The 22,275-nt window shown below is 68.9% G+C and carries 21 protein-coding genes; 18 read left to right on the top strand and 3 right to left on the bottom strand.

The window, feature by feature from the left end; all coding sequences use genetic code 11:
* Position 1 precedes the first annotated feature (1 nt).
* The 15 genes from CFB50_RS26695 to infA all read left to right on the top strand — a co-directional run bounded on the left by CFB50_RS26695 (position 2) and on the right by infA (position 16,095).
* Positions 2-811, top strand: a complete 810-nt coding sequence (locus CFB50_RS26695) for an enoyl-CoA hydratase family protein (protein ID WP_089447766.1) — start codon at positions 2-4, stop codon at positions 809-811.
* Positions 808-1,977, top strand: coding sequence for an acyl-CoA dehydrogenase family protein (locus CFB50_RS26690; RefSeq protein WP_089447765.1), 1,170 nt, complete (start codon positions 808-810; stop codon positions 1,975-1,977). Before CFB50_RS26695 ends, CFB50_RS26690 begins: the two co-directional genes overlap by 4 nt.
* Before the next feature lie 35 nt (positions 1,978-2,012).
* On the top strand, positions 2,013-3,080 hold the full coding sequence (locus CFB50_RS26685) for an acyl-CoA dehydrogenase family protein (protein WP_089442358.1): 1,068 nt from the start codon (positions 2,013-2,015) through the stop codon (positions 3,078-3,080).
* The gene (locus tag CFB50_RS26680; protein WP_089447764.1) at positions 3,080-4,231 is read left to right on the top strand and encodes an acetyl-CoA C-acetyltransferase; all 1,152 of its coding nucleotides are present in this window, start codon (positions 3,080-3,082) and stop codon (positions 4,229-4,231) included. Before CFB50_RS26685 ends, CFB50_RS26680 begins: the two co-directional genes overlap by 1 nt.
* 33 nt (positions 4,232-4,264) lie before the next feature.
* Positions 4,265-5,143: an SDR family oxidoreductase gene (locus CFB50_RS26675; RefSeq protein ID WP_089447763.1), complete on the top strand. Its 879-nt coding sequence runs from the start codon at positions 4,265-4,267 to the stop codon at positions 5,141-5,143.
* Positions 5,144-5,146: 3 nt separating this feature from the next.
* Positions 5,147-6,385, top strand: a complete 1,239-nt coding sequence (locus CFB50_RS26670; RefSeq protein ID WP_089447762.1) for an acyl-CoA dehydrogenase family protein — start codon at positions 5,147-5,149, stop codon at positions 6,383-6,385.
* Positions 6,382-7,584: an acyl-CoA dehydrogenase family protein gene (locus CFB50_RS26665; protein WP_089447761.1), complete on the top strand. Its 1,203-nt coding sequence runs from the start codon at positions 6,382-6,384 to the stop codon at positions 7,582-7,584. The genes CFB50_RS26670 and CFB50_RS26665 overlap by 4 nt, the downstream gene beginning before the upstream one ends.
* A complete protein-coding gene (locus CFB50_RS26660) occupies positions 7,581-8,381 on the top strand; it encodes an SDR family oxidoreductase (RefSeq protein WP_089447760.1) in 801 nt (266 codons plus the stop codon). Before CFB50_RS26665 ends, CFB50_RS26660 begins: the two co-directional genes overlap by 4 nt.
* Entirely contained in the window at positions 8,381-8,866 is a 486-nt protein-coding gene (locus CFB50_RS26655; RefSeq protein ID WP_089448424.1) for a MaoC family dehydratase, read from the top strand. The genes CFB50_RS26660 and CFB50_RS26655 overlap by 1 nt, the downstream gene beginning before the upstream one ends.
* Before the next feature lie 11 nt (positions 8,867-8,877).
* A complete protein-coding gene (locus CFB50_RS26650; RefSeq protein WP_089447759.1) occupies positions 8,878-10,083 on the top strand; it encodes an acetyl-CoA C-acyltransferase in 1,206 nt (401 codons plus the stop codon).
* A gap of 150 nt (positions 10,084-10,233) precedes the next feature.
* Positions 10,234-11,205, top strand: coding sequence for a WD40/YVTN/BNR-like repeat-containing protein (locus CFB50_RS26645; protein ID WP_089447758.1), 972 nt, complete (start codon positions 10,234-10,236; stop codon positions 11,203-11,205).
* A 55-nt stretch (positions 11,206-11,260) separates the two neighbouring features.
* Positions 11,261-13,723 carry an efflux RND transporter permease subunit gene (locus tag CFB50_RS26640; RefSeq protein ID WP_089447757.1) on the top strand — a complete coding sequence of 821 codons (2,463 nt, stop codon included), beginning with the start codon at positions 11,261-11,263 and terminating at the stop codon, positions 13,721-13,723.
* A gap of 67 nt (positions 13,724-13,790) precedes the next feature.
* Complete coding sequence (locus tag CFB50_RS26635) at positions 13,791-14,870, top strand: Rieske 2Fe-2S domain-containing protein (RefSeq protein ID WP_089447756.1); 1,080 nt, start codon at positions 13,791-13,793, stop codon at positions 14,868-14,870.
* A 288-nt stretch (positions 14,871-15,158) separates the two neighbouring features.
* Positions 15,159-15,362 carry a cold-shock protein gene (locus tag CFB50_RS26630; RefSeq protein ID WP_006483056.1) on the top strand — a complete coding sequence of 68 codons (204 nt, stop codon included), beginning with the start codon at positions 15,159-15,161 and terminating at the stop codon, positions 15,360-15,362.
* Between the two features lie 469 nt (positions 15,363-15,831).
* The gene (gene infA / locus CFB50_RS26620; RefSeq protein ID WP_006483034.1) at positions 15,832-16,095 is read left to right on the top strand and encodes a translation initiation factor IF-1; all 264 of its coding nucleotides are present in this window, start codon (positions 15,832-15,834) and stop codon (positions 16,093-16,095) included.
* A gap of 176 nt (positions 16,096-16,271) precedes the next feature.
* Here the strand turns inward: infA and CFB50_RS26615 are convergent, their stop codons facing one another.
* The gene (locus CFB50_RS26615; RefSeq protein ID WP_089447755.1) at positions 16,272-17,069 is read right to left on the bottom strand and encodes an alpha/beta fold hydrolase; all 798 of its coding nucleotides are present in this window, start codon (positions 17,067-17,069) and stop codon (positions 16,272-16,274) included.
* A gap of 114 nt (positions 17,070-17,183) precedes the next feature.
* Positions 17,184-17,963 carry an SDR family NAD(P)-dependent oxidoreductase gene (locus CFB50_RS26610; protein WP_089447754.1) on the bottom strand — a complete coding sequence of 260 codons (780 nt, stop codon included), beginning with the start codon at positions 17,961-17,963 and terminating at the stop codon, positions 17,184-17,186.
* 166 nt (positions 17,964-18,129) lie between these two features.
* On the opposite strand from CFB50_RS26610, the gene CFB50_RS26605 reads away from it, so the two are divergent.
* The 3 genes from CFB50_RS26605 (at position 18,130) to CFB50_RS26595 (ending at position 20,691) form a co-directional block, all read left to right on the top strand.
* Positions 18,130-19,029, top strand: coding sequence for an AraC family transcriptional regulator (locus CFB50_RS26605; protein WP_089447753.1), 900 nt, complete (start codon positions 18,130-18,132; stop codon positions 19,027-19,029).
* 169 nt (positions 19,030-19,198) lie between these two features.
* The gene (locus CFB50_RS26600) at positions 19,199-20,446 is read left to right on the top strand and encodes an alkaline phosphatase family protein (protein ID WP_089447752.1); all 1,248 of its coding nucleotides are present in this window, start codon (positions 19,199-19,201) and stop codon (positions 20,444-20,446) included.
* Positions 20,443-20,691, top strand: coding sequence for a hypothetical protein (locus CFB50_RS26595; RefSeq protein WP_089447751.1), 249 nt, complete (start codon positions 20,443-20,445; stop codon positions 20,689-20,691). The genes CFB50_RS26600 and CFB50_RS26595 overlap by 4 nt, the downstream gene beginning before the upstream one ends.
* Before the next feature lie 43 nt (positions 20,692-20,734).
* Here CFB50_RS26595 and CFB50_RS26590 read toward each other — a convergent pair whose 3' ends face one another.
* Positions 20,735-22,123 (bottom strand): MFS transporter, encoded by a 1,389-nt coding sequence (locus tag CFB50_RS26590; protein WP_089447750.1) that lies wholly within the window; start codon positions 22,121-22,123, stop codon positions 20,735-20,737.
* Positions 22,124-22,275 lie beyond the last annotated feature (152 nt).

Below are 22,275 nucleotides of genomic sequence, written 5' to 3'. Positions count from 1 at the left end.
GATGACAGCATCCAACCAACCGGCCGGCGCGATGCCGTTCCGGATCGATCGCGCCGACGGCATTGCCGAACTGGTGATCGCCCATCCGCCCGTGAACGCGCTCGACGCGCAGGGCTGGCATGCGCTCTCGCGTGCGCTCGACGCGCTCGGCGAGGACGACGACGTGCGTGTGATCGTCGTGCGCGGCGAAGGGCGCGGCTTCTGCGCGGGCGTCGACATCAAGGAACTGGCCGCGCATCCGGAGCGGATCGTGGCGGTCAACGCGGGCAATTACGAGACGTTCCGTGCGGTGCACCGCAACCCGAAGCCGGTGATCGCGGCCGTGCATGGCTTCGTGCTCGGCGGCGGGATCGGCATCTGCGGCGCGGCGGACATCGTCGTCGCGGCCGATTGCGCGCGCTTCGGCGTGCCCGAGATCGACCGTGGCGCGATGGGCGGTGGCGCGCACTTGCAGCGTCTGTTCGGCGTGCAGAAGGTGCGCGCGATGTACTTCACCGGCGACATGATCGATGCGGCCGAAGCGTACCGGCTCGGCGCGGTCGAGCAGGTCGTGACGCGCGACACGCTGCGCAACGCGGCGCTCGCGATCGCCCGCAAGATCGCGGAGAAGAGCCCGGCGATGGTGCGGCTCGCGAAGGAGGCGCTGAACGGCGTCGAGGATGGCGATCTCGAGGGCAAGTACCGCTGGGAGCAGGGCTTCACGCTGCAGGCATACATGACGAACGACTCGACGGAAGCGCGCGCCGCGTTCGTCGAGAAGCGCGATGCGCGTTTCGACGCGCAGGCAACCGTCGAGGAGGCACGCGCATGAACCTGACCTATACGCCGCAGCAGCAGGTGTTCCGCGCGGAGATCCGCGAATGGCTCGCCGCGCACGTGCCGCGCGAGCGGCTGCCGAGCTTCGACACCGAGGAAGGCTTCGCCGCGCACCGCGAATGGGAGCGCACGCTGCACTCGGGCCGCTGGAGCATGGTCACGTGGCCGCGCGAACTCGGCGGGCGCGGCTGCGACCTGATCGAGTGGTTGATCTTCGAGGAAGAGTACTGGCGTGCCGACGCGCCGATGCGCGTGAACCAGAACGGCATCTTCCTGCTCGGCCCGACGCTGATGGATTTCGGCACGGCGGAGCAGAAGGCACGCTTCCTGCCCGCGATGGCGGCCGGCGAGCACGTGTGGGCGCAGGGCTGGTCGGAGCCGAACGCGGGCTCCGACATGGCCGCGATCCGCACGACGGCCGCCCGCATCGGCGACGAATACGTGCTGAACGGCCAGAAGATCTGGTCGACGCGCGCGGTATGGGCCGACTGGCTGTTTGGCCTCTTCCGCAGCGATCCCGAATCGTCGCGCCACCACGGGCTCACGTTCCTGATGGTGCCGTTGTCCGCGCCGGGCATCACGGTGCGGCCGATCCGCCAGCTGAACGGGCAGACGGGTTTCGCGGAAATTTTCTTCGACGACGTGCGCGTGCCGGTCGAGAACCGGCTCGCGGCCGAAGGCACGGGCTGGCAGGTCGCGATGGCGACGGCCGGGTTCGAGCGCGGGCTGATGCTGCGTTCGCCGGCACGGTTCCAGCGCACTGCACAGGCGCTGCGCGACCTGTATCTCGCGCACCGTGACAGCGCCGACCGCGATCCGACGCTGCGCGAGCGCGTGGTGCAGGCGTGGATGGATGCGCAGGCCTATGCGCTGTCGACCTACGCGACCGCGAGCCGGCTGCTGAAGGGCGGCCATATCGGTGCGGAGTCGAGCACCAACAAGGTGTTCTGGTCGGAACTCGATTTGCGCATGCACCAGACCGCGCTCGACATCCTCGGCGCGCACGGCGAGGTCGTCCCGCAGACGGCCGCGCAGCACGCGACGCTCGGCCACTGGCTCGACGGCTTCCTGTTCGCGCAGGCCGGCACGATCTACGCGGGCACCAACGAGATCCAGCGCAACATCGTCGCCGAACGGATGCTCGGCATGCCGCGCGCGTAAGCGCGCCGGCGCCACCCTTACAGAACGGACATCGTATGGATTTCGTATTCGATGAAGACCAGGAAGCGCTCGCGGACAGCGTGAAGCGCCTGCTGATGACCGAGATGACGCCCGAGCTGATCCGCGAGCTGTGGGCCACGCCGACCGGGCGTTCGGACGACCTGTGGGCGCTGTTCGCGTCGCAGGGGCTGACCGCCGTGTCGGTGCCCGAGGCGCACGGCGGCCTCGGCCTGACCGAAGCGGAATGGGCGCTGCTCGCGCAGGCCTACGGCTATTTCGGCAGCCCCGAACCGTTGCTCGACACGGCGCTCGTGTCGGCCGGCGTGCTCGCGCGGCTGCCGGCGAGCGACTGGCGCGACGCGCTGCTGCGCGACATCGCCGAAGGGCGCGCGCGCGTCGCGCTCGTGCATCCGGTGAACCCATACGCGGCCGACGTGCATGTCGCGCAGACGCTGCTGTGCGAGCACCGCGGCGAGCTGCACCGCGTCGACCCGGCGCAGTGCGCGTGGCGCGCGGTCGACAGCGTCGACCCGTCGCGGCGGCTGTTCACGCTCGACTGGGAACCGTCGGCGGCCACCCGCATTGCGAGCGCCGACGAGGCCGCGCCGCTGCTGAACCGCGCGCTCGACCACGGCGCGTTCGCGGTCGCCGCGCAACTGCTCGGCCTCACGCAGCGCGTGCTCGACGTCGCGATCGACTACAGCGCGCAGCGCAAGCAGTTCGGCAAGGCGATCGGCTCGTACCAGGCACTCAAGCACCTGCTCGCCGATGTCGCGATCCGCTACGAGTTCGCACGGCCGGTGGTCGCGCGCGCCGCACAGGCGATCGCCGACGATCACCCGCAGCGCGCGGTGTTCGTGTCGCACGCGAAGCTCGCGGCGACGTCGGCCGCGCAGCTCGCCGCACGCCACTCGATGCAGGTGCACGGTGCGATCGGCTACACGTGGGAGCTCGACCTGCAGATCTTCATGAAACGCATCTGGGCGCTCTCCGGCAGCTGGGGCGACAGCGCGTTCCACAAGGCCCGCGTGGCCGACGCGATCCTCGGCGACGCGTTGCCGATCGGCCCCGCGCAGACCTTCGACCTCGAGGAATTGAACTGATGAAACAAGCCTATATCGTCGACGCGCTGCGCACGCCGACCGGCCGCCGCAAGGGCGGGCTCGCGCACGTGCACGCGGCGGACCTCGGCGGCTTCGTGCTGAAGACGCTGGTCGAGCGCAACGCGATTCCCGCCGATGAATACGACGACGTGGTGTTCGGCTGCGTCGATACGATCGGCCCGCTCGCAGGCAACATCGCGCGCACCTGCTGGCTCGCGGCCGGGCTGCCGCTGCAGGTGCCGGGCGTGACGGTCGACCGCCAGTGCGGGTCGTCGCAGCAGGCCGTGCACTTCGCCGCGCAAGCCGTGATGAGCGGCGTGCAGGACGTGGTGGTGGCCGGCGGCGTGCAGACGATGACGCAGATCCCGATCTCGTCCGCGATGACCTGCGCCGCGCCGCTCGGCTTCAACGACCCGTTCTCGGGCAGCACCGGCTGGCGCGCGCGCTTCGGCGATGCGCCGGTGTCGCAGTTCGTCGCCGCACAGCGGATCGCCGATCACTGGAACCTGTCGCGCGACGCGATGGAGCGCTATGCGCTCGAAAGCCACCGCCGCGCGGTGGCGGCGATCGAGGCCGGGCATTTCAAGCGGGAAATCGTGCCGCTCGAAGGCGTGATGCACGACGAAACGCCGCGCCCCGACACGTCGCTGGAAAAGATGGCGACGCTCGAACCGCTGACGCCGGGCGGCTCGCTGACGGCTGCCGTCGCGAGCCAGACCTGCGATGCGGCCGCCGCGCTGCTGATCGTGTCGGAGGATACGTTGAAGCGCTACAACCTCACGCCGCGCGCACGCATCCATCACCTGAGCGTGCTCGGGGACGATCCGCTGTGGATGCTCACCGCGCCGATTCCGGCGACGAAGGCTGCGCTAAAGAAGAGCGGCCTCGACTGGTCGCAGATCGACGTCGTCGAGATGAACGAGGCGTTCGCATCGGTCGCGCAGGCATGGCTCGCCGACACGCGGTTCCCGCACGAAAAGACCAACCCGAACGGCGGCGGCATCGCGCTTGGCCATCCGCTCGGCGCGACCGGCGCACGGTTGATGACGACGCTGCTGCACGAACTGGAACGCACGGGCGGCCGCTACGGGCTGCAGACGATGTGCGAAGGCGGCGGTCTCGCGAACGTCACGATCATCGAGCGCCTGTGAGCGCGTCACCTTCACGATCCACGAGGCACAAGCATGGGAATCTGTAACGGACGCACCGTCATCATCACCGGCGCGGGCGGCGGGCTCGGGCGCGAATACGCGCTGGCGTTCGCGGCCGAAGGCGCGTCGGTCGTCGTCAACGACATCCGGCACGATGCCGCGCAAGCGGTCGTCGACGCGATCGCGCAACGCGGTGGCCGCGCGCTCGCGAACGCGGACGACATCACGCAGGTCGACACCGCGCAGCGGATCGTCGACGCGGCACGCGAAGCGTTCGGCGACGTGCACGTGCTCGTCAACAACGCGGGCATCTGCCGCGACAAGATGTTCACGAGCATGACCGAAACCGACTGGGACGACGTGATGCGTGTGCACCTGCGCGGCCACTTCTGCCTGTCGAGCGTGCTGGCGCGCGTGTGGCGCGACGCGGCGAAGGCCGGCAACCCGGTCGATGCGCGGATCGTCAACACGAGTTCGGGCGCCGGGCTGCAAGGCTCGATCGGCCAGTCGAACTACGGCGCGGCGAAGGCCGGGATCGCCGCGCTCACGCTGATGCAGGCGGCCGAGCTGCAGCGCTACGGCGTGCGCGTGAATGCGCTCGCGCCGGCCGCGCGCACGTCGATGACCGAAGGCGTGTTCGCTGACATGATGAAGAAGCCCGAGGACGGCGGCTTCGACTATTTCGATCCGGCCAACGTCGCGCCGCTGGTCGTGTGGCTCGGCAGCGCGCTGTCGGCCGACGTGACGGGCCAGGTGTTCGAGGTCGCGGGCGGGATGATCGCGGTCGCGGAAGGCTGGCGTACCGGCCCGAGCGTCGATCGCGGCGCGCGCTGGGAAGTGGCCGAGGTCGGCCCGGCGGTGGCACAGCTGCTCGCCGGTGCGCGTCCCGCGCAGCGCGTGTACGGGAGCTGACCGATGGATCTGGCGCTCACCGACGAACAGGCGATGATCCGCGACGCGGCGGCCGACGTGCTTGCGGCACGCAGCGCGTCCGCCGACGTGCGCCGCGCGCTCGAGCAGTCGGCCGGCCGCGACGATGCGCTGTGGGCCGCGCTATCCGGCGAACTCGGCTGGAATGCGCTCGCGCTCCCCGAGGCGGCCGGCGGGCTGGGCCTCGGTGCGATTGAGCAAACCGTACTGATGGAACAGCTCGGCCGGCGCGTGGCGTGCGTGCCGTATTTTTCGACGGCGTGCCTCGCGGCGACCGCGCTCGCGAGCTGTGCCGAGACGCCGCTGGCGAAAGACGGGCTTGCAAGGATCGCAAAAGGCGCGTGCAGCGCGACGCTGGCGCTGCCGTTCGACCTGCCGGCCGGTGCGTGGCAACTGCCGGTCGTCGCGGAAGAAACAGCGGGCGGCTACGCGCTGTCCGGCACGCTCGAACAGGTGCTCGACGGCGCGCGCGCCGACTTGCTGCTGGTGCCCGCCCGGATCGCGAACGAAGGGCAGTCGATCGGCCTGTTCGCGATCGACGTCGCAACGGCAACGGGGCTCAAAGTCACGCCGCTCGACACGCTCGACGCAACACGGCCGATTGCGCGCGTGGTATTCGACGAAGCCCGCATGAGCCGTGACCCGCTGCTCGCATGCGGCACGGCGGCAACGCAATTGCTGGAACGCACCGCCTGGTTCGCGGCCCTCGCGCTCGCCGCCGAACAGCTCGGCGGCGCCCAGCAATGCCTCGACCTGACGCTCGACTACACGAGCCAGCGCGTGCAGTTCGGCCGTGCGATTGCGTCGTTCCAGGCGGTCAAGCACCGCTGCGCGCAGATGATGGTGCTGATCGAGTCGGCGCGCTCGGCTGTGCTCGGGGCTGCACACGCGTGGGATGCCGAAACCGGCAGCACGCAACCGAGCGACGCATTGCGCGCCGACCTCGCCACCGCGAAATCCGCCGCGAACGAAGCGTATGCGTTCTGCGCACAGGAAGCGATCCAGCTGCACGGCGGCGTCGGCTTCACGTGGGAATACGACCCGCATCTCTATTTCAAGCGCGCGCAGGCGTCGGGTGCGCAGTTCGGCAGCACGCCGCAACTGCTCGAATGGATCGCGTCCCACGCGATCGACGGCGGCGCATCGCATCGCGATGAAGCGTTCGCACCCGCCGCCACGGTGGCATCCCGGCCGTCAGCCGCCCGCGCAGGAGCACTTCAATGAACAGCGAAACGCACGAACAGCAATTGCGGCATGAAGTGGCCGACTGGGTGCAGTCGCACCTGACCGGCGACTTCGCATGCCTGAAATACCGCGGCGGCCCCGGCGACGAGGAAGCGTGGCCCGAACTGCGCAAGGCGTGGGATCAGGAACTGGCGAAGGGCGGCTGGACCGGGCTCGGCTGGCCGACCGAGGCCGGCGGGCGCGGCTTCTCGGTCGCCGAGCAGGTGATCTTCCATGAGGAATATGCCCGCGCGGGCGGCCCCGGGCGGATGGGCCATATCGGCGAAGGGCTGCTCGGACCGACGCTCGTTGCATGCGGCACCGACGACCAGCGCGCGCGTTTCCTGCCGGGCATCCTCGCTGGCACACAGTTCTGGTGCCAGGGCTATTCGGAGCCTGGCGCGGGTTCCGATCTCGCCAACGTGCGCACGCGGGCCGAACACGACGCGGACGGCACGTGGCGCGTCCACGGCCAGAAGGTGTGGACGTCGCTCGCGCACGATTCCGACTGGATCTTCGTGCTGGCGCGCACCGATCCCGCGTCGAAGGGCAACAAGGGGTTGTCGTTCCTGCTGATGCCGCTCGACCAGCCGGGCATCGAGATCCGGCCGATCAAGCAGCTCAACGGCGGCGCGGAATTCAACGAAGTGTTCTTCGACGGCGCGCGCGCTCAAGCCCGCGACCTCGTCGGCGCACCCGGCGACGGCTGGCGGATCGCGATGACGCTGCTCGGCTTCGAGCGCGGGATGTCGACGCTCGGCCAGCAGATGCAGTTCGTCCGCGAACTCGAATGGGTGATCGACGCCGCGCGCGAATCGGGCGCGGACCGCGACCCGGTGCTGCGCCAGCGGATCGGCCGCGCGTGGGCCGGGCTGCGTGTGATGCGCTACAACGCGCTGCGGATGCTGTCCGGCGCGGACGACACCGATGCCGGCGCCGGCACGCCGCTGCGTCGCGAGGCGCTGATCTACAAGTATTTCTGGTCGAACTGGCACCGCGACCTCGGCCAGCTTGCGATGGATGCACTGGGCCCGCGCGCGAACGTGATCGATCCGGCCGACGAAAAGCTCACCCATCTGCAGCGCGTATTCCTGTTCTCCCGTGCGGACACGATCTACGCCGGCACCAACGAGATCCAGCTCAACATCATGGCCGAGCGCGGGCTCGGCATGCCCAGGGAAGCCAGAGGAACAGCATGACCGAACCCCAGATCCAGAAAGCGCCGGCCTACGTGCCGGGCCACCAGCTGCTCGCCGGCAAATCGGTGCTGATCACGGCGGCTGCCGGCGCCGGCATCGGCTTCGCGGCCGCGCGCCGCTGCGCGGAGGAGGGCTGCCGCGCGCTGTTCATCTCCGACATCCACGAAAAGCGCCTCGAACAAGCGGTCGAGACGCTGCGCGCGGAAACGGGGCTGCAACAGGTCTACGGCCGTCTGTGCAACGTCGCGGTGGAAGCCGACGTGCAGGCGCTGGTCGCCGAAGCACAGGACAAGCTCGACGGCGTCGACGTGCTGATCAACAACGCCGGGCTCGGCGGCTCGACCCGCATCGTCGATATGGATGATGCCGAATGGTCGCGCGTGATCGACATTAGCCTGACCGGGACGTTCCGGATGACGCGCGCGATGCTGCCGCACATGCAGGCCCGAGGCCGCGGCGCGATCGTCAACAACGCGTCGGTACTCGGCTGGCGCGCGCAGGCGGAACAGGCGCACTACGCGGCCGCGAAGGCGGGCGTGATGGCGCTCACGCGCTGCGCGGCGCTCGAGGCGTCGCCGTACGGCGTGCGCATCAACGCGGTCGCACCAAGCATCGCGATGCACGATTTTCTGAAGAAGTCGGCCCCGGCCGACCTGCTGAATCAACTGGCGTCGCGCGAAGCCTTCGGGCGCGCCGCCGAAGTCTGGGAGGTCGCGAACGTGATGGTGTTCCTTGCAAGCGATTACGCGTCGTACATGACCGGCGAAGTGCTGTCGGTCAGCAGCCAGCACGCATGATGAGCACGACCCTCGACCCCGTGCGCGCGACGCCCCGCGTGTTCGCGCATCCCGGCGAACTGGCAGCGGCCGTCGGCGACACGCTCGGCGCGAGCGCATGGCTCGCGATCGATCAGATCCGCATCGACGGCTTCGCCGATGCGACGGGCGACCACCAGTGGGTGCACGTCGACCCGGTGCGCGCGAAGGACGGCCCGTTCGGCGCGTGCATCGCGCACGGGTACCTGACGCTGTCGCTCGTCAATTGCTTCCTGCCGCAGATCGTGCGGATCGATGGCGCGCGGCTTGGCGTCAACTACGGCTGCGACAGGATCCGTTTCCCCGCGCCGGTGAAGGTCGGTGCGCGCGTGCGCGGCGTTGGCGATCTGCTGCGCGTCGAGCCGCTCGAAGGCGGCGTGCAGGCATGGATTCGCGTGACCGTCGAGATCGAGGGCGAAGCGAAGCCCGGTTGTGTGGCCGACACGATCAGCCGTTACTACTTCTAGAGAGCAGAGACATGGAAGACGCAGTCATCGTTTCCGTTGCACGCACGCCGATCGGCAAGGCGTTTCGCGGCATGTTCAACGACACCGAGGCGCCCGCGCTGGGCGGCCACGTCGTGCGCACCGCACTCGAGCGCGCGGGCGTCGCGCCGGCCGACGTCGACGACGTGCTGATCGGCTGCGCCGCGCAGCAGGGCACGCAGGGCTACAACATCGGCCGCCTGTCGGCCGCGGCGGCGGGGCTGCCGGCGTCGGTGCCCGGCATGGCGATCGACCGCATGTGCTCGTCGGGCCTGATGTCGATCGCGAGCGCCGCGCGCAGCATCGCTGCGGGCGATGCACGGATCGTCGTCGCGGGCGGTGTCGAGTCGATCTCGCTCACGCAGAACAAGCACAAGAACGCATATCGCGCGCGCTCGCAAGCCGTGCTTGACCACCAGCCGGCCGCGTACATGGCGATGATGGAAACGGCCGAGATCGTGTCGCGCCGCTACGGGATCTCGCGTGCCGCACAGGATGAATTTGCACTGCAGAGCCACCAGCGCACGGCCGACGCCCAGGCGGCCGGCCGCTTCGATGCGGAAATCGCGCCGCTCGACGTGCGGCGCGCGCTGTTCGACAAGGAAGGCAACCCCGCCGGTTACGAGGACGTGAACGCCGCGCGCGACGAAGGCGTGCGCGCCGATACGACGGCCGAGCGGCTTGCGGGGCTGAAGCCGTCGTGGAGCGGCGGCAAGGTCGTCGAGCAGGGCGCGTTCGTGACGGCCGGCAATGCGTCGCAGCTGTCGGACGGCGCGGCGGCTGTGGTCGTGATGTCGCGCAGCGAGGCGGTGCGCCGCGGGCTGACGCCGCTCGGCGTATTCCGCGGCCTCGCGGTGGCCGGCTGCGAGCCCGACGAGATGGGTATCGGCCCGGTGTTCGCGATTCCGAAGCTGCTGGCGCGCTTCGGGATGACCGTCGGCGACATCGGGCTGTGGGAGCTGAACGAGGCATTCGCGTGCCAGGCGCTGTACTGCCGCGACACGCTCGGCATTCCCGACGACCGTTTGAACGTCGACGGTGGCGCGATCGCGCTCGGCCATCCGTTCGGGATGTCGGGTACGCGGATGACGATGCACGCGGTGCTCGAGGGCGCGCGGCGCGGCGTGCGGCACGCGGTCGTGACGATGTGCATCGGCGGCGGGATGGGCGCCGCCGCGCTGTTCGAAGTCGGCGCGTAGCGGCACGCGGACGGGCCGCGCCGCTCGGGCGGCCCGTCATTCAGGACCATTCGAGGCCGCGGCAATGACCGACGGCCCGGAGACTTGCAGGCGACGGCGGTGGGCGCGATGGCGCGAACCGTCGTCGCACGCAGACACAGGAGACAAGCGATGAAACGAACTTTGCCCGGACTCGCGATGTCGGCGCTGGTGCTCGGCGCCGCGCTGTTCGCGTTTTCGCCGCGCCCGCTGCCGGCGTTCCCGGTCACCGCGATCCACGCGGACCGGCTGCAGATCAACGGGCTCGCCCGGGCCGGCGCGCGCATCGTCGCGGTCGGCGAACGCGGCGTGATCCTGCTGAGCGATGACGCGGGCACCCACTGGCGGCCGGCCTCGACCACACCCGACCAGGCATCGACGCTCACGCAGGTGCGCTTCATCACGCCGACGCTCGGCATCGCGGTCGGCCACGACGGCCTGATCGTACGCAGCGACGACGCCGGCCTGCACTGGCGCGACGTGCACATGGACCACGCGCATTCCGATCCGCTGCTGTCCGTGTGGGGCACGGCCGACGGCCCGCTGTTCGCGGCCGGCAGCTTCGGTCAGCTGCTGCGCTCGGACGACGCGGGCCTTAACTGGCAGGCCGTGAAGACCCCGGCCGGCGATCGTCACCTGAACGCGATCGTCGGCGACGGCCACGGCAACCTGCTGGTCGCGGGCGAGAGCGGCACGCTGCTGCGCTCGACCGACCACGGCACGACGTGGGACAAGCTGCCGTCGCCGTATGCCGGTTCGCTGTTCGGCGCGCTGATGCTCGCGAACGGCGACTGGGTCGCGTACGGGATGCGCGGCAACGTGGTGCGCAGCACCGATCGCGGCGCGACCTGGACGCATGTCGACAGCCACGTGCCGGTGTCGTACTTCGGCGCGACCCAACTGGCCGACGGCGAACTCGTGCTGGTGGGCCAGGGCGGCGCGATCGTCGCGTCGCGCGACGGCGGGCTGACCTTCGACGTGCGCAAGCTCGGCGGCGTGCAGAGCCTCGCGGCCGTGCTCGACATGGGCCACGGTGCGCTGCTGCTCGGCGGCGAGGCCGGCGTCGCGCCGCTCGCCGGCGCGGCTGCGTCAACCCCGTCCTGACGCGCGGCGGTCCCGCTGCCTGCTCCCGTTCGTTTCGCATCGACAAGAGAATTCCATGAACGACCTGTCACGCCCCCCTGAAGCCGTCCCCGTGTCGCGCCTCGCCGCGTTCGTCGAGCGCTGCGCCGACACGATCATCCGCCGGCGCAAGCTGCTGATGCTGCTGTGCGTCGCGGTGACGCTCGCGCTCGGGCTGTCCGCGACGCGCCTGAAGCTCGATCCGGGCTTCAACAAGATGATCCCGATGCAGCACCCGTACATGCAGGTGTTCGAGCGCTATGCGGGCGCGTTCCCCGGCGCGAACACGATCCTCGTGAGCCTGCGCTGGAAGGGCGACGGCGACATCTACAACCAGACGTTCATGGACGCATTGCGCCATGCGACCGACGACGTGTTCTTCATTCCCGGCGTGAACCGCTCGCGCGTGTTCTCACTGTTCACGCCGAACGTTCACTACACCGAGGTGACCGAGGCCGGTTTTCGAGGCGACGTGGTGGTGCCGGGCCAGTTCTCGAGCGCGAACCCGGACGATCTTGCAAAGGTGCGCCGCAACGTCGCGCGTTCCGGGCAGATCGGCCGCCTCGTCGGTAACGACCTGAAGTCGGCGCTGATCCGCGCGGAGCTGCGCGAGACCGACCCGGCCACCGGCAAACGGCTCGACTACAGCGCGGTCGCGCGCCAGTTGGAGGAGATCCGCGCGAAGTACGCGAAGCAGGGCATCGACGTGAACATCATCGGCTTCGCGAAGCTGGTGGGCGACGTCGAGAACGGCATCGCGGGCGTGATGGCGTTCTTCGCGCTCGCGTTCCTCGTGACGGCCGCGCTGCTGTTCGCGTACACACGCTCATTGAAGACCACCGTGCTCGCGCTCGTCGTCGCGCTGCTGCCGGTCGTGTGGCTGCTCGGCGCGCTGCCGCTGCTCGGCCTCGGCATCGACCCGATGTCGATCCTCGTGCCGTTCCTGATCTTCTCGATCGGCGTGTCGCACGCGGTGCAGATGACGAACGCGTGGAAGCAGGCGCTGGTGCGCGGCGCGTCGTCGGTCGATGCCGCGCGCGAAGCGTTCCGCAAGCTGTTCGTGCCGGGCACCGTCGCGCTGCTGACCAACGCGCTCGGCTTCATGGTGATCATGCGGATCAGGATCGACATCGTGCGCGAACTCGGCATCACCGCGTGCCTCGGCGTGCTGCTGATGATCGTGACGAACAAGGTGTTCCTGCCGATCCTGCTGTCGTACACGCGCCTCGAGCGCGGCACGCTGGCCCGTGCGCAGCGCACGGCGGCGGCCGGCGGCAGCCGGATGTGGTCGCGCTTCGCGGTGTTCGCACGGCCGGCGCCGGCGCTCGGCGTGTTCGCGGTGGCGCTCGCGCTGCTCGCGTACGGCACGCTCGAATCGCGCAAGCTGGAGATCGGCGACATCGGCACCGGCGCGCCGGAACTGCGCGCGAACTCGCGCTACAACCTCGACAACGCGGCGATCACGCACCAGTACAACATCGGCGTGGACGTGCTGTCGGTGATCGTCGAGACGACCGGCTTCGACGACGCGTGCCTGCATTACCCGGTGATGAGCGCGATCGAGAAGTTCGAGATGACCCTGCGCGGCGTGGCCGGCGTGCAGTCGGTGACGAGCGTGTCGTCGCAGGGGAAGGTGTTCATCGCCGCGTTCAACGAGGGCAACCCGCGCTGGGCCGCGCTGCCGCGTTCCAGCGACGGGCTCACGCAGGGTTCCAACGCGTTCGACCCCGACAACGGGATGAACACCGCGAACTGCAAGGCGATCCAGGTACTGATCTACACGAAGAACCACGAAGGCACGACCATCGCGCACATCGTCGACGAGATCAAGCGCTTCGCGGCCGAGAACCCGACGCCGAACGTCGCGTTCCGGCTCGCGGGCGGCAACGTCGGCGTGATGGCCGCGACCAACGAGGCCGTCGGCGACGCGGAGATCGCGATGCTGCTGTCGATCTTCGGCGCGATCGCGCTGCTCTGCGCGGTCACGTTCCGCTCGTGGCGCGCGGTGCTGTGCATCATCGTGCCGCTCACGCTCGTGTCGATCCTGTGCAACGCGGTGATGGCGCGGCTCGGCATCGGGCTGAAGGTCGCGACGCTGCCGGTGATCACGCTCGGCGTGGGCGTGGGCGTCGACTACGGCATCTACCTGTACGAGCGCCTGCAGCACGACATCCGCCACGGCGCGACGCTGCCGGACGCGTTCGCCGACGCGATGCGCCAGCGCGGCACGGCGGCGCTGTTCACGGCCGTCACGATGTTCATCGGCGTCGGCACGTGGGCGTTCTCCGCGCTGAAGTTCCAGGTCGACATGGGCGTGCTGCTCGCGTTCATGTTCCTCGTGAACCTGTTCGGCGCGGTGTTCCTGCTGCCCGCGCTCGCCGCATGGCTCGGCGTCGAGCGGGCCGAGCGTCGTGTGCTGCACAGGCAGCCGCCGCCGCCGGCGGTCCCGGCGCAGTTGAAGCCGTCGCCCGCGCTCGAACCCGGCAACCCGATGCGCTGACCGGCGCCCCCATTTCCCCCGCGCGCGGCCGGCCGCCGCGCGTTCTCCACAAGAGGAGTCAACCCACATGTCCGCACGCCCCTACAAGATCGAAGCCCAGCCGCTCGCGCAGCGCTATGCGCGCGGCTGGCACTGCCTCGGGCTCGCCCGCGATTTCAAGGACGGCAAGCCGCACACGCTGAACGCGTTCGGCCGCAAGCTCGCCGCGTTCGCCGATTCGACCGGCAAGGTCAACATCGTCGACGCGTACTGCCCGCACATGGGTGCCGACCTGAGCCTCGGCACGGTGCAGGGCGACAACCTCGTATGCCCGTTCCACGGCTGGGCGTGGAGCGGCGAAGGGCAGTGCGCATCGATCCCGTACTGCAAGCGGATCCCGCCGAAGGCGCGCATCGGCGCATGGCCGACCTGCGAGGAAAACAACCTGTTGTTCGTATGGAACGACCCGGAAGGCAACGCGCCGCCGCCGGAAGTCGCGATTCCGCGCCTCGACGTGTGCTTCTCCGACGAATGGTCGGACTGGGTCGTCGACAAGATGGTGATCCAGGCGAATTGCCGCGAGCTGGTCGACAACATCTCGGACGTCGCGCACTTCGCCACCGTGCACCGTGCGCCGATCGACTATTTCGCGAACCTGTTCGAGGATCACAAGGCGACCCAGCTGATGGTCGGCCGCAGCGAGAAGCTCGGCGGCGATGCCCTGACCGCGCTGTCGACGTATTTCGGGCCGGCCGTGCACATCACGCGGATGACGGGGCAGAGCGGCGGGCAGCCGATCCATTCGGTGCTGCTGAACTGCCACGTGCCGATCGACATGAACAGCTTCGAGCTGCGTTACGGCGTGATCGTGAAGAAAGTGGCCGGGCTGACCGACGCGCAGAACATGGAGATCGCGAACGCGTACGTGAAGGAAGCGCAGCGCGCGTTCTACGAGGACGTCGACATCTGGCACAGCAAGACGCGGATCGACAACCCGCTGCTGTGCGAAGGCGACGGGCCGCTGTACCAGATGCGCGACTGGTATTCACAGTTTTACCTGGACGTGGCGGACGTGCGGCCGACGAGCGTCGCGCGTAAGGCATTCGAAATGCGGATTCGCGAAGGCGACGCGCCGCCGGCGCTGCATCACGTGTTCGAGGCGCAGTAAAAACCGGCGGGCCGGCCGAAAAAGGGGGCGCATCGAAATGCGTGCCGTCGGCCGGCAAGCCCCGCTGCGTAAGGCGCACGCGGCGGGGGGCTTGTGCGCCGCATCAAAAACACTTGACGAAACGGCCACTAGCGCGTAGTGTCCATGACCGAAGTGTTCAAGAAGTTCGATTGCTCATCATTGGCCGCACTCCGTGCGGCGGTCGTTGGTCTCTCCCTCTTTTGATTCTTTATGTGCCCGTCGCGGGCGCATGTTCAATTATTCGTCATTTGTATTAAGGAAGTATTTGTGGATACCGGTACCGTCAAGTGGTTCAACGAAACCAAGGGCTTTGGTTTCATTTCCCCGGACAACGGCGGCGACGATCTGTTCGCCCATTTCTCGGAAATTCGCGGCACGGGCTTCAAGACCCTGGCCGAAGGCCAGAAGGTCAGCTTCGAAGTGAAGCGCGGCCCGAAGGGTCTGCAAGCGTCGAACATCACGCCGCAGTAAGCCGCATCGGCAACGGCCGCCACACGGTGGCCGGTGCCGGATGGATTTGCGCGCAGGGCGCCGCCTTGGCGGCAGCCGGCGCGATTCCGATGCGCACGACCGATGCATCGCGACATTCACGATGCATCGGTCGTGACGCCTCCCTCATCGCATGCGTGACCCGCGTGCGACGCAACGCCTTCGTGAAGCGCCGGTCGCTTCGCGAGCGCATCACCGCTTCAACGCATCAACCTGAGCAGACCGCCGCCATGCCGTAGCAGGCGCGGTCCCGACTTGCGCGGCGCTTCATGCGCCGCCGCCACCGACCGCCTGAACGCCGCAACGCGCCGGGCTCCGATCGCAAGACAGGCCCCTGGCCCGTCTGAACGAACCGATCCCCGGCAAGCCTGCCGGCCGCCGTCCCGTTGTGGGCACGGCGCCGGGCAGATCGCCGCGGCCGCGGTCAATTACCTTGTTTGGAGGAATTGGTTTGGCAAAAGAAGAACTGCTGGAACTGGACGGAATCGTCGACGAAGTGCTGCCGGACAGCAAATACCGTGTCACGCTGGAAAACGGCGTCGTGGTCGGCGCGTACGCGTCGGGCCGCATGCGCAAGAACCACATCCGCATTCTCGCGGGCGACCGCGTGACGCTGGAACTGTCGGTCTATGACCTCACCAAGGGCCGCATCAACTTCCGTCACAAGGACGCGAATTCGCCGCGTCCGCCGCGCAGCGGCCAACCGCGCCGTTAAGCGGCAACGATCGGCGCGGGCATGCCGCACCGCCTTGCCGATCGAATCCCGTCCGGCCGACGAGGCCGGACGAACCGGGTGGACGACACATCGCGTGCCGTTCACTGGTCGCCGGCGGCATCGTCATGCCGTGGCGGCCAATACCGCCTTCACCGGCCGCCGCGCGTGCGCAACGCTCAGGCGGCCGCGTCCCGCAGGAAATCCTCGACGATCATCGCGAAATACGGCGGACATTCCTGCATCGGGTAATGCCCGCAATTCGGTATCGTCACGAGCCGCGCGTTCGGATGCCACGCCAGGAACGTCGCCTGCATCGCCGCTGCGTCGAGCCCCGGATCCTTGTCGCCGACGATCACCAGGAAGCGGGTATCGAGCCCGCGGATGTCGTCGACGAAATCCGTGTCGGTCAGCATGTCGAGATACGCGAGCCGGCAATCCGGCGCCACCCGCGCGCGGTTCTGCCGCAGTTTCACGTCGGCCCAGCGCGCCGACAATCCCCCCGTCACGAATCGCACGAGCCGGAGAAACGCATCGTCGTTGACGGTCGTGCTCGCGAAGAACGCGCGCGCGTCGTCGTTCAGGCGATTGCCGGCCGCCGACACCGGGCACACGGCGATCGCGCTCCTGATGCGCGATGGTGCGTCGGCGGCGAGGCGCTGCGTCACCATGCCGGTCATCGAATGGCCGATCACGTGAAAGCGCGGCCAGCCGAGACGATCCGCGAGCGCCAGGCAATCGGCCGAAATCTCGTCGACGGTGCAGGCGCCGGTCAGGTGGATCGATTCGCCGTAGCCGCGCAGGTCGACGAGCACGTACGTGAACGCCGCTTCGTCGAGACACGGCAGCAGCGCCGCGTAATTCGTGTGGTCGCCGAGCCAGTCGTGCAGGACCATCACGCATTCGGGGCCGGTGCCGTGCCGCAGGTAGCCGAGGCCGCTGTTCGGGCTGGAGGCGAGGGTGTCGATACGGTTCATTTCAAGGGGTTTCCTTTTGGTTGGCGGAACCAAAACGAAACGCCCTCCCGGCGGACCGGGAGGGCGTCTTGAAAGTGCGCCGATCGTATCGGGCCGATCGGCGAAAGTCAACGCTCAGAGCGCCATCCCGCCCGACACCTCGATGCGCTGCGCATTGACCCAGCGATTGTCGTCCGACAGCAGTGACGCAATCATCGGCCCGATGTCGTCGGGCTGGCCGACGCGGCCGAGCGCCGTCCATTCCGCGACGCGCCGGTTGACCTCGGGGTTGTCGCGCACCATCCCGCCGCTGAAGTCGGTCGCCACCGCGCCCGGCGCGACGACGTTCACCGCGATGCGGCGCGGGCCGAGCTCCTGGGCCAGATAGCGCGTCAGCACCTCGACCGCCCCCTTCATCGACCCGTACGCCGCGCTGCCCGGCACGGCGACGCGCGTGAGGCCCGACGACACGTTCACGATGCGGCCGCCGTCGCGGATCAGCGGCAACAGCGCCTGCGTGAGGAAGAACACGCCCTTGAAGTGCACGCGATAGAGCGCGTCGAGATCGGCTTCGGTCGTCTCGGCGATCGGCGCGTGATGCGACGTGCCTGCATTGTTGACGAGGAAATCGAAACGGTCGGCGCCCCAGCTGGCCAGGGCTTCGCGGAGTTGGTCGGCAAAGCGGGCGAACGTCGCGCTGTCGCCCGTATCGAGCGGCAGCGCGATCGCCGCTTGTCCGGCGTCGGCGGCCAGCGCGACGACGTGATCGGCCTCGGTGCGATTCGAGTGATAGGTGAAGATCGCGCGCACGCCGCGCTGCGCGAGATGGAGCACCGTATTGCGGCCAAGCCCGCGGCTGCCGCCGGTGACGACGGCGATTTTCGGGGTGGAAGGCGTGGATTGTGCTGCGGTCATGCTGGGCTCCTGATCGAAGTCGGTGACGAACAGCGCCCAGCGTACGGTGGCGGCCGCCGCGGCTGAATGCCGGAACCGGCCGCGTTCTTGCCTGATCCTGCCCGACCGCCCCGGGGAGCGTGGCACCGCGTGTACCATCCGGACATCGGAATACGGAGGGGGCTGCATGTCGGACGAACTGGTCGAACGTGTCGCACGCCTGACGGATGCGCCGGGCGAAGAGAGCCCGTTCGCGACGGCGATCGACGGGCTGATCCTGCTGCGTTCCAACCGCGAGAAGCTGCCCGCGCCGCTGATCATGAAACCGGCGCTGTGCGTCGTCGTGCAGGGCGCGAAGTGGACGACGTTCGGCGGACGGCGCTACGACTACGGGCCTGGCCGCGCGCTGGTCGTCAGCGTCGAGATGCCGGCGACGAGCCGGATCGTCAAGGCGAGCGAGACCGAACCGTTCCTCGGCCTGGTGCTCGAATTCGATCTCGCGATGATGCGCGAAGTACTCGAACGACTCGACACGCCGCCACCGCACCCGCCTGGCGCGATCGGCCATGGCGTGTGCGTGAGCGATTTCGGCGGGCCGCTCGCCGATTGCGTGCTGCGGATGATGCGGCTGCTCGATACGCCGGCCGCGATTCCGGTCGTCGCGCCGCTCGTTAAGCGGGAGATCTGCTATTGGCTGCTCGCCGGTCCGCACGGCGGCGAAGTGTCGCGCGTCGTGTTCGCCAACGGCCATGCGCAACGCGTCGTCGCGGCGATCCATGCGCTGCGCGACCAGTTTGCCGAGGCGATCCGCGTCGAGGATCTCGCCGCCGTCGCGCAGATGAGCCCGTCGGCGTTTCACCGGCAATTCAAGGCGCTCACGTCGATGACGCCGCTGCAGTACCAGAAGCAGTTGCGTTTGCTGGAAGCGCGGCACCTGATGGTGACGGGCGCGGCGAACGCGGAAACGGCCGCGTATCGCGTCGGCTACGAAAGCGCGTCGCAGTTCAGCCGCGAATACGCGCGGATGTTCGGTGCGCCGCCGCGGCGCGATGTCGTCACGCTGAAAACCGCCTCCGCAGACAGTTGAACGCGCACGCCGCAACACGGTTCGCGTGCGGCTTTACGCGCGGGCCGGCGCGGTCGTACACTCGTCGACAATTCGCGGCCCGCGCCGTGGCTTTCAATCCCTTCAGCAGCTTTCAGCGGGCCAACGACCGTGCCAGCAGGACTTTCGTCGCGCGACGCCAGGAGGCGCCATGAGTGCAGACGCAGCCCCCGCATCCCCGTCGGTTCAGGACCGCATCCAGCACGTGTTCGTGCTGATGCTCGAGAACCGTTCCTTCGATCACCTGTTCGCGTTGTCGGGCTATCCCGACATCGTTGCCGCGTCGCCGGGCAACAGCAACGCGTACGGCGATGCGGTCTATCCGTTCGGCGGCGGCGCGCCCGACCGGATGCCGACCGATCCGTGCCACGAATTCAAGGACGTGCTCGAACAGCTGTGCGGCGCGGGCGTGCCGTTCGTCAAAGGGCAGCCGTATCCGCCGGTCGGCAATAGCGGGTTCGTGTCGAACTACGCGACCTCGCATTCCGAAGGCACACCGCCGCAGCCGGCCGACGCGGGCAAGATCATGCAGGGCGTCGATATCGCGACGCAGGCGCCGTCGCTGTCCGCGCTCGCGAACGCGTTCGTGCTGTGCGACGCGTGGCATGCGTCGATGCCGGGGCCGACCTGGCCGAACCGCTTTTTCCTGCACGGCGCGTCGTCGGCCGGGCTCGACCATTCGCCGACCAAGGAAGAAATGGCCGGATGGGATGCGTTCGACGGTTTTCCGTATCCGAAGGGGTCGATCTTCGCCGCGCTCGGCGACGGCAACTGGCGCATCTACCAGGACCAGACGGGCGACCCGCTCGGCCACGTGCCGCAGGTCGCGTCATTGAAGGGCATCAGCTTCTTCGACATCGACGACCTTGCGCATTTCGAGGCCGATCTCGCGGTCGGCTATACGGCGCGCTACACGTTCATCGAGCCCGGCTATGGCGACATCGTGCACGGCACCTATCAGAACGGCAGCTCGCAGCACCCGATGGATGGTCTGGCCGGCGGCGACCAGCTTGTCGCGCGGGTGTACAACGCGATCCGCAATTCGCCGGTGTGGAACAGCAGCCTGCTCGTGATCTGCTACGACGAGCACGGCGGCTTCTACGATTCGGTCAGGCCGGGCGCCGCGCCGCCGCCGAACGACGGCGCGGCGGCGACGTTGAACGCGAGCGGCTTCGGGTTCGACGTGTATGGCGTGCGGGTGCCGGCGATCGTGATTTCGCCGTGGGTCGCGGCCGGGCAGGTCGACCATACGCCGTACGATCATGCATCGGTCGCCGCGACGCTCGAGCGGCTGTTCGGCCTCGCGCCGCTCACGGACCGCGACCGCCTCGCGAACGACCTGCTGGCGCTCGTCTCCCCGACGTGCCGCACCGACTGCCCACAAAGGATCGGATCATGAGTACGACACCGGCCCCGGACCCGCGCGATGCGCTGCCCGTGCGCGACGGCACGAGCCTGATCGCGTTTCTGCACATCCTGAAGAAAGCGCATGCGGCGCTGGTCGGCCATGACAAGGCCCATCAGCGCTTCAGCGAGATCGTGACGCGCGGGCAGGCGCGGCAATACATCGAGGAACTGATGCCGTCGCTGTTGCGGGCGCGTGAAGTGCATCGGCGCAAGCGGCACGGCGGGAAGCATCGCTGACGAGCCGGGCCGTGCCCGGTACGGGGCCGTACAACGCGACGTGTCACGCTGCCTGCCGCGCGCGGTGCACGCTGATCGCCGACGCCGTCGCGCCCATCCCCTGAACCACCGCGCCGGCGAACATCGCCGCGCGCAAGCCGGCCGTGCCGCCATGCGCGGCCGCGAACAGCGTACCGAGCACGGCGATGCCGAGTGTCGCGCCGGTCATCCGCGCGACGTTGACGAGTGCGCTCGCGGTACCTGAACGCGCGGCGTCGACGGCGCCGACGGCGACGCTCATCAACGGGCCGGTTGCGATGCCCATGCCGAGCCCCGTCAACGCAAGCCCGATTTCGGCGCCGATCAGGCCCGGTGAACCGGCTGACGCGCCGATGACAGCGAGCCCGCTCGCGATCACGGCGACCCCGCCGGCCGTCGTCGTGCGCGTGCCGACGCGTTCCGACAGCGGCCCCGAGCACGGCGATACGACGACGAACACGAGCGCCATCGGCAGCAGCGCGAGGCCCGCGCCGGTCGAATCGAGCCGACCGAGGCTCTGCCACGTCAGCGGCAGCAGGAACAGCACGCCGTACATCCCGAACGTCATGCCGGTGGTCGCGGCGATCGCGCCGCGAAATGCGCTGATCCGGAAGAGGTCGAGCGGCACCAGTGCCGCTGCACCGTGGCGCCGCTCGATCGCGATGAAGGAGGCGAACGACAGGATCGCGACGCCCCCGGCGAGCGCGCACGCGGCCGGCGAATCGCGGAACACGATCGCCGCATAGGCGAGCGCGCCGAGCGAGAGGGCGCCGGTGAGTTGTGCCGCGCCATCGAAGTGCCGGCCGCGCGGATCGGACGACTCGGGCACCGCGGGAAACGCGAGCAGCATCGCGGCGACGCTCAACGGCACGACGACGAAGAAGATGCTGCGCCAGCCGAAGTGCCGGATCAGCACGCCGCCGAGCGTCGGGCCGATCGCCATCGCCACGCCGTTGCACGCGGCCCAGATGCCGAGCGCGCGGCCACGCTCGACCGGGTCGCGCCACACCACGCGCACGATCGCGAGCGACGCCGGCAGCAGCAGCGCGGCACCGACCCCGGCCAGCGCGCGGGCGGCGATCAGTACCGGTACCGAAGGCGCGAGCGCGCACAGCAGCGACGCGACGGTGAAGAGGGCCGTGCCCGCCATGAAGACGCGGCGCCGGCCGTGCAGGTCGGCGAGCAGCCCGCCGGTCAGCAGCAGCACCGCGTAAGTGAGGTTGTAACTGTCGACGACCCATTGCAATGCGCCGACGCCCGCGTGGAAATAGTCGCCGATCGCGCGCGTCGCAAGATTGACGACCGCCGTGTCGACCTGCGCGACGAGCACCGCGAGGCAGAGGGTCAGGAGGGTCAGGCCGCGTCGTTTGACGATGCGCTGGGCCAGTGCGGCGAGTTCTCCGGTATGGGCCACGGGCAGTGCTCCTCGTGTGTTGGTCGATCGAGTTTGGGCGCCGTCAACTGACAGCGTGTTGTCAGCAGTCGGCGTGCGATGCACGAAGAACGCTCGCAATCCCGATGCCCGCAGCCTGCTGGCGCAACTTGAATGCAAAACGGGGCTTGCGC

This window comes from Burkholderia sp. AU33423 (assembly GCF_002223135.1).
GTDB lineage: Bacteria > Pseudomonadota > Gammaproteobacteria > Burkholderiales > Burkholderiaceae > Burkholderia > Burkholderia lata_D.
Note: the sequence above shows the minus strand (reverse complement) of the source record. Positions and strands in the feature narration are given on the sequence as shown.

Excerpts from the sequence above, each read along its gene's own strand:
- CFB50_RS26695 (WP_089447766.1), top strand. The coding sequence starts at position 2 with ATGACAGCATCCAACCAACCGGCCGGCGCGATGCCGTTCCGGATCGAT.
- CFB50_RS26690 (WP_089447765.1), top strand. The coding sequence starts at position 808 with ATGAACCTGACCTATACGCCGCAGCAGCAGGTGTTCCGCGCGGAGATC.
- CFB50_RS26615 (WP_089447755.1), bottom strand. The coding sequence starts at position 17,069 with ATGAACCGTATCGACACCCTCGCCTCCAGCCCGAACAGCGGCCTCGGC.
- CFB50_RS26600 (WP_089447752.1), top strand. The coding sequence starts at position 19,199 with ATGAGTGCAGACGCAGCCCCCGCATCCCCGTCGGTTCAGGACCGCATC.
- CFB50_RS26635 (WP_089447756.1), top strand. The coding sequence starts at position 13,791 with ATGTCCGCACGCCCCTACAAGATCGAAGCCCAGCCGCTCGCGCAGCGC.
- CFB50_RS26610 (WP_089447754.1), bottom strand. The coding sequence starts at position 17,963 with ATGACCGCAGCACAATCCACGCCTTCCACCCCGAAAATCGCCGTCGTC.
- CFB50_RS26640 (WP_089447757.1), top strand. The coding sequence starts at position 11,261 with ATGAACGACCTGTCACGCCCCCCTGAAGCCGTCCCCGTGTCGCGCCTC.
- CFB50_RS26660 (WP_089447760.1), top strand. The coding sequence starts at position 7,581 with ATGACCGAACCCCAGATCCAGAAAGCGCCGGCCTACGTGCCGGGCCAC.
- CFB50_RS26685 (WP_089442358.1), top strand. The coding sequence starts at position 2,013 with ATGGATTTCGTATTCGATGAAGACCAGGAAGCGCTCGCGGACAGCGTG.
- CFB50_RS26665 (WP_089447761.1), top strand. The coding sequence starts at position 6,382 with ATGAACAGCGAAACGCACGAACAGCAATTGCGGCATGAAGTGGCCGAC.
- CFB50_RS26650 (WP_089447759.1), top strand. The coding sequence starts at position 8,878 with ATGGAAGACGCAGTCATCGTTTCCGTTGCACGCACGCCGATCGGCAAG.
- CFB50_RS26675 (WP_089447763.1), top strand. The coding sequence starts at position 4,265 with ATGGGAATCTGTAACGGACGCACCGTCATCATCACCGGCGCGGGCGGC.
- CFB50_RS26655 (WP_089448424.1), top strand. The coding sequence starts at position 8,381 with ATGAGCACGACCCTCGACCCCGTGCGCGCGACGCCCCGCGTGTTCGCG.
- CFB50_RS26605 (WP_089447753.1), top strand. The coding sequence starts at position 18,130 with ATGTCGGACGAACTGGTCGAACGTGTCGCACGCCTGACGGATGCGCCG.
- CFB50_RS26595 (WP_089447751.1), top strand. The coding sequence starts at position 20,443 with ATGAGTACGACACCGGCCCCGGACCCGCGCGATGCGCTGCCCGTGCGC.
- CFB50_RS26670 (WP_089447762.1), top strand. The coding sequence starts at position 5,147 with ATGGATCTGGCGCTCACCGACGAACAGGCGATGATCCGCGACGCGGCG.
- CFB50_RS26645 (WP_089447758.1), top strand. The coding sequence starts at position 10,234 with ATGAAACGAACTTTGCCCGGACTCGCGATGTCGGCGCTGGTGCTCGGC.
- CFB50_RS26680 (WP_089447764.1), top strand. The coding sequence starts at position 3,080 with ATGAAACAAGCCTATATCGTCGACGCGCTGCGCACGCCGACCGGCCGC.